At 71.6% G+C, this 14,250-nt stretch carries 11 protein-coding genes; 5 read left to right on the forward strand and 6 right to left on the reverse strand.

Translation table 11 applies throughout. From position 1 onward, the window contains the following. Positions 1–18: 18 nt before the first annotated feature. The 4 genes from L2K70_RS18770 to L2K70_RS18785 all read right to left on the reverse strand — a co-directional run bounded on the left by L2K70_RS18770 (position 19) and on the right by L2K70_RS18785 (position 3,050). Positions 19–681 (reverse strand): Ig-like domain-containing protein, encoded by a 663-nt coding sequence (locus L2K70_RS18770; protein WP_236404822.1) that lies wholly within the window; start codon positions 679–681, stop codon positions 19–21. After that, entirely contained in the window at positions 681–1,856 is a 1,176-nt protein-coding gene (locus L2K70_RS18775) for an Ig-like domain-containing protein (protein ID WP_236404823.1), read from the reverse strand. The genes L2K70_RS18770 and L2K70_RS18775 overlap by 1 nt, the downstream gene beginning before the upstream one ends. Positions 1,857–1,896: 40 nt before the next feature. Further along, a complete protein-coding gene (locus tag L2K70_RS18780; RefSeq protein ID WP_236404824.1) occupies positions 1,897–2,199 on the reverse strand; it encodes a hypothetical protein in 303 nt (100 codons plus the stop codon). A 74-nt stretch (positions 2,200–2,273) separates the two neighbouring features. Then, positions 2,274–3,050 (reverse strand): enoyl-CoA hydratase/isomerase family protein, encoded by a 777-nt coding sequence (locus tag L2K70_RS18785; RefSeq protein ID WP_236404825.1) that lies wholly within the window; start codon positions 3,048–3,050, stop codon positions 2,274–2,276. A gap of 92 nt (positions 3,051–3,142) precedes the next feature. Between L2K70_RS18785 and glgX the strand changes: the two genes are divergently transcribed. Next, positions 3,143–5,323: a glycogen debranching protein GlgX gene (glgX, locus tag L2K70_RS18790; RefSeq protein WP_236404826.1), complete on the forward strand. Its 2,181-nt coding sequence runs from the start codon at positions 3,143–3,145 to the stop codon at positions 5,321–5,323. A 26-nt stretch (positions 5,324–5,349) separates the two neighbouring features. Here glgX and L2K70_RS18795 read toward each other — a convergent pair whose 3' ends face one another. Next, positions 5,350–6,258: a helix-turn-helix domain-containing protein gene (locus L2K70_RS18795; RefSeq protein ID WP_236404827.1), complete on the reverse strand. Its 909-nt coding sequence runs from the start codon at positions 6,256–6,258 to the stop codon at positions 5,350–5,352. A 98-nt stretch (positions 6,259–6,356) separates the two neighbouring features. Here L2K70_RS18795 and L2K70_RS18800 point away from each other — a divergent pair, with 98 nt between their 5' ends. The 3 genes from L2K70_RS18800 to L2K70_RS18810 all read left to right on the forward strand — a co-directional run bounded on the left by L2K70_RS18800 (position 6,357) and on the right by L2K70_RS18810 (position 7,588). Beyond that, on the forward strand, positions 6,357–6,722 hold the full coding sequence (locus L2K70_RS18800; protein WP_236404828.1) for a hypothetical protein: 366 nt from the start codon (positions 6,357–6,359) through the stop codon (positions 6,720–6,722). A gap of 28 nt (positions 6,723–6,750) precedes the next feature. Further along, positions 6,751–7,221 carry a hypothetical protein gene (locus L2K70_RS18805; protein WP_236404829.1) on the forward strand — a complete coding sequence of 157 codons (471 nt, stop codon included), beginning with the start codon at positions 6,751–6,753 and terminating at the stop codon, positions 7,219–7,221. Positions 7,222–7,450: 229 nt separating this feature from the next. Then, the gene (locus L2K70_RS18810) at positions 7,451–7,588 is read left to right on the forward strand and encodes a hypothetical protein (RefSeq protein ID WP_236404830.1); all 138 of its coding nucleotides are present in this window, start codon (positions 7,451–7,453) and stop codon (positions 7,586–7,588) included. A gap of 28 nt (positions 7,589–7,616) precedes the next feature. Here L2K70_RS18810 and glgP read toward each other — a convergent pair whose 3' ends face one another. Then, positions 7,617–10,199 (reverse strand): alpha-glucan family phosphorylase, encoded by a 2,583-nt coding sequence (glgP, locus tag L2K70_RS18815; RefSeq protein ID WP_236404831.1) that lies wholly within the window; start codon positions 10,197–10,199, stop codon positions 7,617–7,619. 92 nt (positions 10,200–10,291) lie between these two features. Between glgP and L2K70_RS18820 the strand changes: the two genes are divergently transcribed. Then, complete coding sequence (locus L2K70_RS18820; RefSeq protein WP_236404832.1) at positions 10,292–14,164, forward strand: M36 family metallopeptidase; 3,873 nt, start codon at positions 10,292–10,294, stop codon at positions 14,162–14,164. The last annotated feature ends 86 nt before the right edge of the window (positions 14,165–14,250 follow it).

Consider the following 14,250-nt stretch of genomic DNA (forward strand, 5'->3'; position numbering starts at 1 on the left):
GCGTCCGGGGACCTCGGATCAGCGCTGGCGCACCGAGAACGTCGAGGAGCGCTTGGCAGCGAGGTGCTGCGCGTCGCCGGCGTAGGTGACCCGCACGCGGTAGCGGCCCGTGCGCAGGACACCGAGGCGGGCGGTCGCCGCGCCGGTCGTGTCGAGGGCCTTCTCGCGGCGCACGACCCTGCCCGTGCCGAGGTGGCGGACGGTCACGCCGACCGCACCGGTCGGGACCGTCCCGAAGTCGCCCAGCGCACCGACGACGACCGCGGTCGGGATGCGCGCCCCACGACCGGTGACGCGCAGCTGCACGAGCGTGCGGGCCCGGGTCACGACCCAGGTGGCGGGGGCCGACTCGCTCGGCGACTGGTTGGGGAGCCGGGGCACGAACCTCGCGCTCACGGAGTGGTCGCCGACGGCTGCGGTCGTGGGCAGGACGAAGGTCTGGCTGCCGCTGGGCGTCGCGTTGGTCTTGTACGACGTCCCGTCGAGGACGAAGTAGATGTCGCCGTCCACCAGGGCTCCGCCGGCGTCGACCTGGGCCGTCGCCCGGACCGTGTCGCCGTAGGCCGACGTGGTCGCGGTCAACGTGACCGTCGTGGTGGACGGCGGCGCGGCGTGTGCAGGCGCAGCCCACCCACCGCCCGCGAGGACGAGGAGGGAGGCGACGGCGGGTGCGAGGTTCATCAGCCCGGCTTCACCCTGAAGCCCTTGGCCGTCCTGGTCGGCAGGTGGCTGGTGTCTCCTGCGTACCTCACGACCACCTTGTAGCGACCGACCGTGAGGGACCCGAAGCCGACGCGGGCCGACCCTCCGGCGAGCGTCCGCACCCGGGCCCACCGGCCGGCCTTGCCGAGGCGCTTGAGCGTGAACTTCACCTTGCCGGTCGCCACGGTGCCGTAGGCACCGGCGGCCCGGGCGGCGATCCGGGTCGCGCTCCCGGTGCGCTTGCCGGTCACCGCGACCTTGAGCCCGGTCTCGGCCTGGCTGACCGTGAGCAGCTTGCTGACCGACGTGCTGGCGACGTAGAGGAGCGGGTCGCTCGGGACGAACGTCGCGGTGACGGTGGACGTGCCGACGGGGCGGTCGGCCAGCACGAGGGAGGCGACACCGGCCTTGTCGACCTTGACGCGCGTGACGGAGTTGCCGGCCGTGAAGGAGACCTCGCCGCTCGGGACGCCGCCCGAGCCGGTGACGGTCGCCGACGCCGAGACGTCCTGGCCGTAGGCGGCGGTGGTGCGGGCGAGCTCGAGGGTCGTGGTCGTGGACGCGGCCACCGACACCGTGTCGACCAGGGGCGGTTGGCCGTTGGGAACCGAGCAGTCGAGCTTGGCGGTCTGCTTCACGCCACCGTCGTCGAACCAGCGCAGCTCGCCCGTGAGGGCGCCGGCGGCGACCTGGACCGGCCCGGGCGAGGACGGCGCGGTCCAGGGGAACGCACCCGAGGCGGCCCCCAGCCTCACCGGTGGAGAAGGTGTCTGGGCCGGGATCGTCGTGCGGGGCACGCTGGTCGCCGCGGTCGCCGCGAGAGCCCCGAGGGTGAGCTGCTGGCCGAACGACGCCTCCAAGGTCACGCCGCCCTTGTCCGCTATCTGCTCGGCGGTGCTGCCGGGCAGGTAGGCCGTGCTGGTGAGGACCACCTGCGTGGCCTGGTTGGTGGTCATCCGCTGCGGCAGGCTCGTGTCGAGGACCACCGGCATGACGAAGTCGGCCAAGGACGTCGCCGAGCACCTGTAGTCGATCTGCGGGCTCTCCGCCTGCGCCGTCGGCGGGACGGTCGTCAGAGCGACCAGCGCGAGGGAGCCGGCGGCGACCGCGGCCGAGGCGCGGCTGGACCACCGGGGTGCCGGGGACGACGTCATGCCCCGACGATAGAGGTTCGGGCGCGACCTGGTGCGGGATTCAGGGCTTGATGATGCGGTCGAGCAACCGGCCGACGATGAGGTAGGCGATGGCGCCGAGCCCCCAGTTGAAGAGCGCGTTCTTGACCTGCGCGCCGTCACCGGTGAACTGCTTGATCCCGTCGCGGCGTGAGAAGATGTCGAGGTCGATGTAGTCCGCCGTGCGCAGCACGAGGTCGACCAGCGAGTTGCTGCGGTTGGCGTCGAGGGCGATGAGCAGCGCGCCCACGGCCAGCACGAGGGCGGCCAGCGCCGCCAGCAGCCAGATGAGCTGCGCCAGTCGCGCCCGGATCGTCGTCACCACAGTGGGTCTCCTCAGCTGTTCGTCGTCGGTCGTTGCTCGGGTCGAGGTCAGGGTCGGGGATGTCGCGGTGTTGGTCACCGTCCCACGAATGTTGCCTTGCCCGGTCCGTTCTCAACGAACGAGGTCATGCCGCGGGTACGGTCCTCGGTCGCGAAGATCGCGGCGAACTGCTGGCGCTCGATCGCCAGGCCGGTGTGGAGGTCGGTGCCGATGCCCGTGTCGATGCACTCCTTGGCGGCGCGGATCGCGAGGGCGGCCGCACCGCGGAACTGCGCGGCGTAGGCCACGGCCTCCTCCAGCACCTCGTCCGGAGCGACGACGCGGTCGACGAGACCGATCCGGAGCGCCTCGTCGGCCGTGACGAACCGGCCGGTGAAGATCAGGTCCTTGGCGGTCGACGTACCGACGAGCCGGGACAGCCGCTGAGTCCCGCCGGCGCCGGGGATGATCCCGAGCAGCACCTCCGGCTGGCCCAGGACCGCGTCCTCGGCGGCGAAGCGGAGGTCGGCGGCGAGCGCGAGCTCGCAGCCCCCGCCGAGCGCGTAGCCGTTGACGGCGGCGATCACGGGCTTGGGGATCCGCGCGATCGCGGTCGTCGCCGAGGTGGCGGAGTCGGCGATCCGCACCATCTCGGCGTACGAGACCTCGGCCATCTCCTTGACGTCGTTGCCTGCTGCGAAGACGCGCTCGCCGCCCCACACCACCACGGCGCGCACGTCGTCGCGCTCCGTCAGCTCGGCGGCCGCCTCGCGGAGGTCGGCCTGCACCTGCACGCTGATGGCGTTCATCTTGGGCCGGTCGAGCCGCAGCACGGCGACGCCGTCGGTCACGTCGATCGAGACGAACTCCATCGGTTCCTCCTCAGGTCAGGGTGCCGACGCGCGTCTCGCGGCCGGGGCCTCGCATTGTGCCGTGCGGTCCGGTGTCGACCACAATGACCCGGGTGACCCCGCCCCACGACACCGCCACGCCTGTCTGGAACCACGACGGCGAGACACGGGACGTGTGGCCGGGTCGGCACTACCCGCTCGGCGCGACCTGGTCGCGGGAGTCGACGAACTTCGCGGTCTACGCGCCCAACGCGACACGGCTGTGGGTCTGCCTGTTCGACGACGACGGGACCGAGCAGCGTCACGAGCTCACCGTCTCGACCCTCGGCGTGTGGCACGGCGCGATCCCGGGCGTCGATCCCGGCCGCTGCTACGGCTACCGCGCGGACGGTCCGTGGGACCCCGCGGCCGGGCTGCGGTTCAACGAGGCCAAGCTGCTGCTCGACCCCTACGGCAAGGCCGTCTCGGGGGAGCTGGTCGTCGACGACGCGATCTTCGCCCACGTCCGCACCGAGCCGGCGACGAGGAGCGACCTGGACTCGGCGCCGTACCTGCCGCGCAGCGTGGTGGTCCACGACGAGTTCCAGTGGGGTGGCGACACCCCGCCGCGCCGCCGCTGGCGCGACACCGTCATCTACGAGCTGCACGTGAAGGGCATGACCGCGCTGCACGACCGCGTGCCGGAGCACCTGCGCGGGACGTACGCCGGGCTCGCCACGCCCGCGGTCACCGACTACCTCAAGGACCTGGGCGTCACGGCCGTCGAGCTCCTGCCCGTCCACCAGTTCTTCTCCGAGACGGCGCTCGCGGAGAAGGGGCTGTCGAACTACTGGGGCTACAACTCCCTGGGGTTCTTCGCGCCCCACAACGCCTACAGCTCCTCGGGCGACCGCGGGCAGCAGGTGACCGAGTTCAAGGAGATGGTGAAGGCCTTCCACCGGGCCGGGCTCGAGGTCATCCTCGACGTCGTCTACAACCACACCGCCGAGGCGGGTCCGCTCGGTCCGACGCTGAGCTTCCGGGGTCTCGACGACCTCGGCTACTACCAGCGCGTGGTGCCCACGCGGACGCTCGACGACGTCGAGGCCCCGGTCGACACCTACTGGGACGTCACCGGCTGCGGCAACACGGTCGACGCCACCCACACCCAGAGCCTGCGGATGATCCTCGACTCGCTGCGCTACTGGGTCAACGAGATGCACGTCGACGGCTTCCGCTTCGACCTGATGAGCGCGCTGACGCGGACCAACCAGGTCGTCGACATGGGCAGCCACCTGATCACCGCCATCGGGCAGGACCCGGTGCTCCGGCACGTCAAGCTCGTCGCGGAGCCGTGGGACGCCTCGATGGACGGCTACCGCGTCGGCGAGTTCCCACCGCCGTGGATCGAGTGGAACGACCAGTTCCGCGACACGATGCGCGACTTCTGGCGCGGGCACGCCGCCGGCGTACGCACGGTGGCGACGCGGCTGGCCGGGTCGGCCGACCTCTACGCCGACGACGGTCGGTCCCCCTACGCCTCGGTCAACTTCGTCACCGCCCACGACGGGTTCACCCTGCGCGACCTGGTGTCCTACAACCACAAGCACAACGGCGCGAACGGCGAGGACAATCGCGACGGCACCGACAACAACCGGTCGTGGAACCACGGCGTCGAGGGCGAGACCGACGACCAGGCGATCATCACCCTGCGCCGCCGCCAGGCCGCGAACCTGATGGCGACGCTGTGCTTCTCCAGCGGCGTGCCGATGCTGACCGCCGGCGACGAGCGCGGCCGTACCCAGCGCGGCAACAACAACGCCTACGTGCAGGACAACGAGACGTCCTGGATCGACTGGCGACCCGACGACGCCTGGCTCGACGTCTACGAGATCACCAAGACCGCGCTCCGGTTGCGTCGCGAGCACCCGGCCCTGCGCCAGCGGCACTGGTTCGAGGGCCGGCCCACCATGAGGGGCGGCATCAAGGACCTGGTGTGGCTGCACCCCGACGGCCGCGAGATGTCCACCGCCGACTGGCACGACGACTCGTGCCGCACGGTCGGGATGTTCCTCAACGGCGGCCCGCTCCGCTACCCCGGTCCGCGTGGTGAGCAGGTCCGCGACAGGTCCTTCGTCATCTGGCTCAACGCCGGCGTCGAGGACGTCAAGCTCACGCTGCCGGACAACCAGTGGGTGCACCACGGCGAGGTGGTCCTGTCGACCAACGCCGAGATCGAGGTCGGCAGCCCGGTGGTCGCCGGGAGCGAGCTGCTGCTCCAGGCGCGGTCCGTCCTGGTGATGCGCGAGACCTAGCCCGACCTAGCCCGACCGAGCCCGACCTACGCCGTCTGCGCCACCCACTCGATCGGATCGCCGGCCGCGAGGTCGGTGATGCCGAGCTTCTCGTAGGCGCCGAGCACGACGAGTCGCCGTACGGCGCCGAAGGTGAGCACGTGCGCGACCATCCCGCCGTAGGTGAACACCCTCGGGGGGTCGCAGGTGACGTCGACGAAGGTGTCGTCGAGCCGCCCCTCCTCGACCGTGGTGCGCACCTGGCGGAGGAACGTCGACCCCTCCTCGGCGAGCTCGCGCCGCAGGGTGCTGACCGACTTGCCACGCTCCTGGTCCCAGTCGTACCTGCGCTGCGAGGTCGCGGCGTTCCACTGGGCGAGCTGGCCGACGAGCCGGCCCAGCACGGAGCGGATCGTCATGTCGTCGTCGATCGTGCCGATCGGCATGTCGATCGGGGCGTCGAGCTGGTCGTCGGTGAGCCGGTCGGCCCGGTCGATCATCTCGCCGATCAGCCAGGTGTGGTGCTCGACCATGCGCGTCATCAGGTCCATCGGGGTCACCTTTCGGGTGGTCGGCAGCCGCAGGCTGCCGGGCGGGTGGAAGTGCACACCGCTCGGACCTTCGATCTGGGTCCGGGTGGGGTGCTGACGCCAGTGGCTCGGAGCCGACCCGTACTCCCGCACGAACGCCCGGGTGAACGCCTCGTGCGAGCCGTAGCCGGCCTCGAACGCGACGTCGACCACCTGCTGCTCGCTGGTCACGAGGCGGTACGCCGCGCGCTCCAGCAGGAGCCGGCGTCGCATCCGCTCCGGTGGCTCACCGCCGGTCGCCGACACCACACGGTCGAGGTGGAAGCGGGACAGGTGGAGCCGCCGCGCACGCTCGTCGGCACCGAGGTCGAGGGTCTCGGCCAGGGTGTCGAGGAAGGCCGCGAAGGTGTCGGCCGCTGTCGTCATGTCCACCACCCTGCTGCCGCCTCGGCCCGCCGGCTTGATCGCACTTGCGCAGTCTGCACCGAATCGTCGTACGACGAGCGGAGTGGGACAATGGAGCCATGGCCAGCAGCGTTCCGGCACGCCGCACCGAGAAGGGTCGCGGCCACCTCCTCGACATGAATGCGCCCCGTCAGGTCATCAAGGACCCGGAGCAGGACGCCCGCGACCTCGCCCGCGTCCAGCGCTGGGTGATGTCCGTCCTCGCCGTCACGACGATCATCCACCTCGTCGTCGGCATCCTCGTCGCGGCCGTGATGCTCGACGGCCCCACCAGCTCGCGCATCGGCCTCGCCGTGATCTCGGGCATCTTCGGCGCCGGCGCCGTCGCCGCCGGGCTGGCCATCCACGGCAAGCGCGTGGTGTCCCCCTGGCTGCTCCTCGGCGTGGTCCCCACCGCGGTCGGCCTCTGGCTCATCCTCGGCTGAGCTCGTCGGGCAGTGCCACGATGAGCACATGGACCCGGCACGTTGGACGGCTCTGCTCGAGTCGCGCGGAGTGGACGCGCGGATCATCGACCTCGTGCGGGACGTGGCTGCGTCCCGCGCCGTCGAGCCGCCAACGACCGGGACCACGCAGCTGCTGCTCGCCGTCGAACCTGACGGCTATGCCGCCGGCAGGTTCGCGAAGTCGGTGCTGTCGCTGTTCCTGGACCCCGAACGCGCACGACGCATCGGCGAGCAGCATGGCCTCGGCACGGGCACACGGAACACCGACGCCATCGTGCGCGTGCCGGCCGCTCGTCTCGACGATCCTGATTTTCGGGAGCTGACAGTCTCACTGCTCAACGAGGCGCTCGATCGTGTGGCTCACCAAGGTTCTTGGAACCGCGGACTTCCCGACATGCGGAAGGCGCGGGGCGAGATCTGCCCCGTCCATTTCGTCCAGAAGTCCGTGACAGGCGTGTGTCCGGACTGCGAGGGCTGAGGCGAGCGAGGGGTCGATCGTCCACTGTCGGGACGCTGGTGCGGAGATCGACGGACCGAACGCCGACGGTCGCGCCCTACTCGCGCTCAGGCGCAAGCCACGGCGGGCGTTCGGTCCGTTGACCGGTTGGAGGCCAAGCACCCGAACCACCAAGAGAATCCATTGCGGACATCGCGGGGTCGTGGGCCGGACAACGCGGTCGTCCGTTCCAGACGTCTACCCTCGACGCATGGGAGACCCTGACTACCGCACGCTGCCGCCTGCTCCGCGTCTCGATGAGACCGTGGCGAGCACCGATCCCGACCGCGCGCCCGACGCCGACGACGTACGCAACGTCAACCAGCACGCTGCCCTCCGCGACGAGTGACCCGTCAGGCCCTCGCTGACGGTGAGAGTCAGGCGGGCTCGGCCACGAGCCCGAGCTCGGCGACCGAGGCGAGGGCGTCGTTGTGCGGGACCACGCGGACCGTGTAGCCGAAGGGACCGGAGGTCGCGAGGGGCACGGCGGCGTCGAAGCGGTGGCGGTTGCCGTCGTAGGACTCCGCCACCGTCATCGGCGTGACGCTCGTCGCGGTCAGCACGTCGTCGGAGCCGATGCGCCCGTGGACGACCTGGACCTCGACGTCGTCGGCCGACAGCGAGCCCAGCGCCACCCAGGCGCGGACGGCGAGCGTCGCGCCGACCTCGGCCTGGTCACCGACGCCCTCGGAGTCGATGTGCTCGACGCGGACGCCGGGCCACGCGGCGCGGACCTCCTGCTTCCAGGACGACAGCTCGTGGGCGCCGGCGTAGTCGCTGTTGAGCGACCGCGCGGTGTGGGCCGCCGGGGCGTAGAGCTCGCGGACGTAGTCGCGGACCTGGCGGGTGGCCAGCACCTTCGGGCCCAGCGACTTGAGGGTGTGGCGCACCATCTCGAGCCAGCGCGGCGGCACGCCCTCGTCGTTGAGCTCGTAGAAGCGCGGCGCGACCTCGTTCTCGATGAGGGCGTAGAGCGCGTTGGCCTCGAGGTCGTCACGACGATCGGGGTCGTCGATGCCGTCGGCCGACGGGATCGCCCAGCCGTTGTTGCCGTCGTGCCACTCGTCCCACCAGCCGTCGAGGATCGACAGGTTGAGACCACCGTTGAGCGCGGCCTTCATGCCGGAGGTGCCGCAGGCCTCGTAGGGACGCAGCGGGTTGTTGAGCCACACGTCGCAGCCGGGGTAGAGCGGCTGCGCCATCGCGATGTCGTAGTTGGGCAGGAACGCGATGCGGTGCCGGACCTCCGGGTCGTCGGCGAAGCGCACCATCTCCTGGATGAGCCGCTTGCCCGTCTCGTCGGCCGGGTGCGCCTTGCCGGCGATCACGAGCTGGACCGGGCGCTCGGGGTCGAGCAACAGCTTCTTGAGGCGGGCCGGGTCGCGCAGCATCAGCGTCAGGCGCTTGTACGTCGGCACGCGACGCGCGAAGCCGATCGTCAGGATGTCGGGGTCGAGGGCGGTGTCGACCCACGTCGTCTCGGCCGGCGCGAAGCCGCGCTTGGCCGCGGACCTCTTCATCCGGTCGCGCGCGTCCTCGATGAAGCGGGTGCGCAGCGTGCGCTTGAGGTCCCAGATCTCCCGGTCGCCGAACTGGTCGACCATCGGCCACAGCGCGTCGGTGTCGTCGCCGTCGATGTCGGCGCCGCGGCTGGCGGCGAGCTCGATGACCTCGCGGGCGATCCACGTCGGGCCGTGCACGCCGTTGGTGATGGACGTGATCGGCACCTCGGCCTCGTCGAAGGCCGGCCAGAGGCCGTTGAACATCCCGCGCGACACGTGCCCGTGGAGCTGCGAGACGCCGTTGGCGCGCTGCGCGAGGCGGAAGCCCATGACGGCCATGTTGAACACGCCGGCGTCGCCGCCCTCGTAGTCCTCGGCGCCCAGCGCGAGGATCCGGTCGACCGGCACGCCCGGGGTCGGGCTGTTGCCGCCGAAGTACTGCGAGACCAGCTCGCGCGGGAAGCGGTCGATGCCCGCGGGCACCGGGGTGTGGGTGGTGAAGACCGTGCCGGCGCGCGACACCTCGAGCGCGGTGTCGAAGTCGAGGTGCGGGCCGTGCTCGTCGACGGTGAGCTCGCGGATCCGCTCGATGCCGAGGAAGCCGGCGTGGCCCTCGTTGGCGTGGAAGACCTCGGGGGCCGGGGCACCCGTGATGCGCGACCACACCCGCAGCGCGCGTACGCCGCCGACGCCGAGCAGCAGCTCCTGGCGCAGGCGGTGCTCGGAGTTGCCGCCGTAGAGGCGGTCGGTGACGTCGCGGTAGTGGGCGCTGTTCTCCTCGATGTCGGTGTCGAGCAGCAGCAGCGGCACCCGGCCGACGTGCGCGACGAGGATACGGGCGACCAGGTCGGGCCCGTCGGGCAGCGCGAGGGAGATCGTGGCGCGGGACCCGTCGGCCTCGCGGAGCACCGTCAGCGGCAGCTCGTCCGGATCGAGCACCGGGTAGCTCTCCTGCTGCCAGCCGTCGCGGTCGAGCGCCTGCTTGAAGTAGCCGTGCCGGTAGAACAGCCCGATGCCGACCAGCGGGATGCCGAGGTCGGAGGACGCCTTGAGGTGGTCGCCGGCGAGGATGCCGAGACCCCCGGAGTACTGGGGCAGCACCGACGTGATGCCGTACTCGGAGGAGAAGTACGCGATCGCGCGGGGCGCGTCGGCACCGGCCTTGCGGGCGTACCAGCGGTCCTCCGACAGGTAGCGCTGGAGGTCGTCATGGGCGGCGTCGAGCCGGTTGCGGAACTCGCCGTCCTCGACCAGCTCGTCGAGGCGCTCACGGCTGACCGCGCCGAGGAAGCGGACGGGGTCGCGCTTGACCTCACGCCACAGCTCGGGGTCGACGGCCTCGAAGACGTCCTGCGTCGGCGGGTGCCACGACCAGCGCAGGTTGCCCGCGAGGACGGACAGGGCGCCCAAGGGCTCGGGCAGGACAGGACGGACGGTGAATCGTCGGAACGCACGCACGATCGTGCACGCTAGGGCATTTCTTGGAACGATCCAAGCACTCGACCGCAACCCGTCAGTAACCTGCGCCCCTCCCCGGCAGTTGTCGCGGCATGACCCCTCGCCCCCGTTTCGGCCGCACATCCCTCGCGGCCGTGTCGCTCCTCGCGATCTCGACCTTCACCACGATCGCCACGCCGGCCACGGCCGAGCCGTCCCCCTCGGGGACCGCAGCGATCCCGCCCGGCCCGGCCCCGAAGGACGTCCGCACCCCCGGTGACCCGGTCGCAGGTCCGCGCGACACCGACACCCGCGGGACGGCGCTCCCGACGCCCGCGCAGCGCCAGGCGGTCGCGGCTCTCGGCGAGCTCACCTCCCGGTGGAACAGCCTCGGCACCCCCGCCTCGCTCCTGCCGGCCGACGGCAGCCTCGGTGCCGCGCCCGGCGACCCCGCGGCGGCCGCACGCGGCTGGCTGCGCGACCACGCCGCCGCCTTCGGCATGACCGCGGCGCAGGTCGACGGCCTCGTCCTCGTCAGCTCGCAGAAGCTGGCAGACTCCCCCGCCCGCGCCGTGCTCTTCCGCCAGGACTTCGACGGCGTCGCCCCGGCCCTCGGCGGACTGGTGACGGTCGGCGTCGCCGACGGCCAGGTGGCCTATGTCTCGTCGTCGCTGGCCCGCACCACGGGCACGATGCCGGCCGCGATGCTGACCCCCCTCCAGGGCTGGTTGAAGGCGGCCGACGACCTGTCGGTGGGGATCCCCGCGGCGAAGGTCGCCGACGTCGTGAAGACCGTGAGCGGCGGGTGGACCCGCCTGAGCGTGCCGGGCTTCGCCCAGGAGCAGCAGGTCCGCCTGCGCGCGCTGCCGATGGCGGACGGCACCGTCCGCCCTGTCCTCGAGGCCAACGTGGTCAACGTCGCCGGCGGTGCGTCGCTGGCGTTCACGAGCCTGGTCGACGGCGTCACCGGTGAGGTGCTCGCGCGTCACAACAAGGTCGACAACTTCGTCTACAACGACCTCTTCCAGGGTGCGGTCGACCCGACGACCGGCTGCGGTCCCCAGCACCCCTTCGACCTCGATGACGACGCCACGAGGACCATCACGGCGATCGCCGCAGGCGCGCCGGTCGACGACTTCGTCCTCAAGCTCTTCCGCGGCTCCACCCTGGTGACCTCGACGGACACCGCCACCAACCCGGAGGCGCTGGCCTACAGCGCCGCGAGCATCCCCGGCGGCACGTACTCGGTGCAGGTCTGCGAGTTCGAGCCCGGGGCGGTGATCCTCGGCCAGTACGCCGTCGCCGTCAGCACCAGCGACACTCCGGCCCCCGGCACCGGCGACCTCACCGGGAACCCGCGCTGGCGCTACTTCACCGTCAACCCGACGCTCGACTCCCCCGACGAGGTCCCGACCAACTCGGTGATCGGCTGCTGGCGCCTCGAGGCAGGATGCACGACCCCGCCCGGTGAGCTGCGCAACGTCGCCGCCTTCGGCCCGTGGGACACGATCGGCCCGCTGTCGACCCTCACCACGGTCGGCAACAACGCCAACACGCACGAGGCGTGGGTCAGCCCGCTCACGCCCGGCGGCCTGTTCCAGGCCCCCGTGTCGCCGACACGCGAGTACACCGAGGAGTTCACCGACGCCTGGAACAACAGCAGGTGCGACGTCGCCGAGCTCACCCCCGGCGGAAACGACATCAACGCCTCGGTGGGCAACCTGTTCGTCGCGCACAACCGGATGCACGACTTCTCCTACTACCTCGGCTTCACCGAGGAGAACTACAACCTCCAGTTCGACAACGGCAGCCGCGGCGGCGTGGGTGGCGACCAGGAGGTCGGAAACGCGCAGGCCGGCGCCGTCACCGGCGGCAGCCCCACCTTCCAGGGCCGAGACAACGCGAACCAGATCGCGCTCCAGGACGGCGTCCCCGGCATCACCAACCAGTACCTGTTCGAGCCGATCGCGGGTGCCTTCTACGCACCCTGCACCGACGGCGGGCTCGACATGGGCATCGTCGGCCACGAGTACACCCACGCCATCAGCAACCGCATGGTCGGCGGGCCGGACGAGGGCCTGACGTCCGAGCAGGGCGGGGCGATGGGTGAGTCGTGGGGCGACCTCGTGGCGGGCGAGTACCAGTTCGCGCACGGCTACAGCAACGGCGGCAACGTCTGGGCAGTCGGTGCCTACGCGACCGGCAACACCGACACCGCCATCCGCGACTACTCCATCGACCAGAACCCGCTGAACTACTCCGACTACGGGTTCGACACCACCGGTCCCGAGGTCCACGCCGACGGCGAGATCTGGAACGGCACGATGTGGGAGGTCCGCCAGGCGCTCGTCGAGAAGTACGACGCCCAGTTCCCGTACGACGACACGGCACTGCAGCTGGCCTGCGCGGACGCCACCGCGGCCGCGACGCCCAGGTCCGCCGACGCCTGCCCGGGCAACCGGCGCTGGGTGCAGCTGATGTTCGACGCCTTCCTGCTGCAGCAGGGCGCCACGTCGATGCTCGACGCCCGCGACGCCATGATCGCCGCCGACCAGATGCGGTTCGGCGGCGCCGACAAGGACGTCATGTGGGCGGCGTTCGCCCGTCGCGGCATGGGGGCTGGTGCTTCCGTCGTGGACGCGGACGACAGCGAGCCGACGCCGAGCTTCGCGACCCCCACGGGCCCGAACTCGACGATCACCTTCGCGACCACCGGCAGGGCGAAGATCTACGTCGGTGACTACGAGGCGCGGGTCAGCCCGGTCGCCGACACGGACCCGACCACTCCCCTCGGTGCCGGCGCGAGCTTCACCCCCGGCACCTACGACATGGTCGCCGTGTCGCCCGACCGCGGTTTCACGCGCTGGACGATGACCGTCCTCCCGGACGGCCAGGCCCGCACGGAGACGCTGGGCGACGTGGTCAACCTCGCCTCGGCCGCGGCCGGCGGCTCGGTGATCGGGTCGACGGACGGCTCGCTCAACCCCGAGGCGCTCATCGACGGCACCGAGCAGACCAACTGGGGCGGCGTGACCGAGGCCCAGGTCGACGAGTCGAACCCGTCCGTCGCGGTCGACCTCGCCGGTGGGGTCCAGACGGTGCGGCGCGTGCAGGTGAGCGCCTACCTCACCCCGGCGCCCGCGTCCGCGACCGACGTCCCACTTGCGCAGGACGACCCGGACTCGGGCTCGCGCTTCACCGCGCTGCGCCAGTTCGCCCTCGAGGCGTGCACGGCGAGCTGCGACTCGCCCGACGCCACCTGGACGCGGTTCTACACCTCGCCGGCCGACGCGTTCCCGAGCGGGCTCCCCCGCCCGGTGGCGCCGACGCTGAACATGCGCGAGTTCGACGTGCCGGACACCGAGGCGGCCGCCGTACGGCTGGTGACCCTGGAGAACCAGTGCACCGGCCAGGAGGCCTACGCCGGCGACCAGACCGCCAGCGCCGCCAGTGGCCTGCCGACGGCAGTGGCCACCGACTGCAAGACCGGCTCCGACCGCGGCACGATCGTGCACGCCTCCGAGCTCCAGGTCTTCGGTGAGTCCGCGACCACGCCGACGCAGCCCACGACGGGCGGCGGCAGCGGCGCGGGCTCAGGGACCGGAACCGGGACCGGAACCGGGACCGGCGCCGGGACGGGGACAGGGACGGGGAGCGGCACGACGACGACCACCGGTGCGGCCCGCACGAAGATCCGGATGATCGTCAAGCGGGCCTTCCAGACCACGCAGAAGCCTGCTCCGGTGCTGTTCCTGGCGGTCCGCTCCGCGGTCGAGAAGGAGGCCGGCACGTTCGTGGTCCGGGTCAACAAGAGGAAGTACACCGCCGTCGCGACCGCGGACGGCACGGCCCGGATCAAGGTGAGGAAGTCGCGGCTGCAGCCGGGCCGCAACACGGTCCGCGTGCGCTTCGCGCCGACCGACCCGTCCACGTTCGCGTCGTCGAGGACGCGGCTGCGGCGGATCACCGTCGAGCGGACCGGCTGACCGCACCGCCTGCCGATCGACCGACCGCGGCCGGAGTCGTCCCAAGGGGTGGCACCGGCCGCGGTCGGCTTGCGTAGGGCCACCGG

Source organism: Nocardioides potassii, assembly GCF_021648885.1.
GTDB lineage: Bacteria > Actinomycetota > Actinomycetes > Propionibacteriales > Nocardioidaceae > Nocardioides > Nocardioides potassii.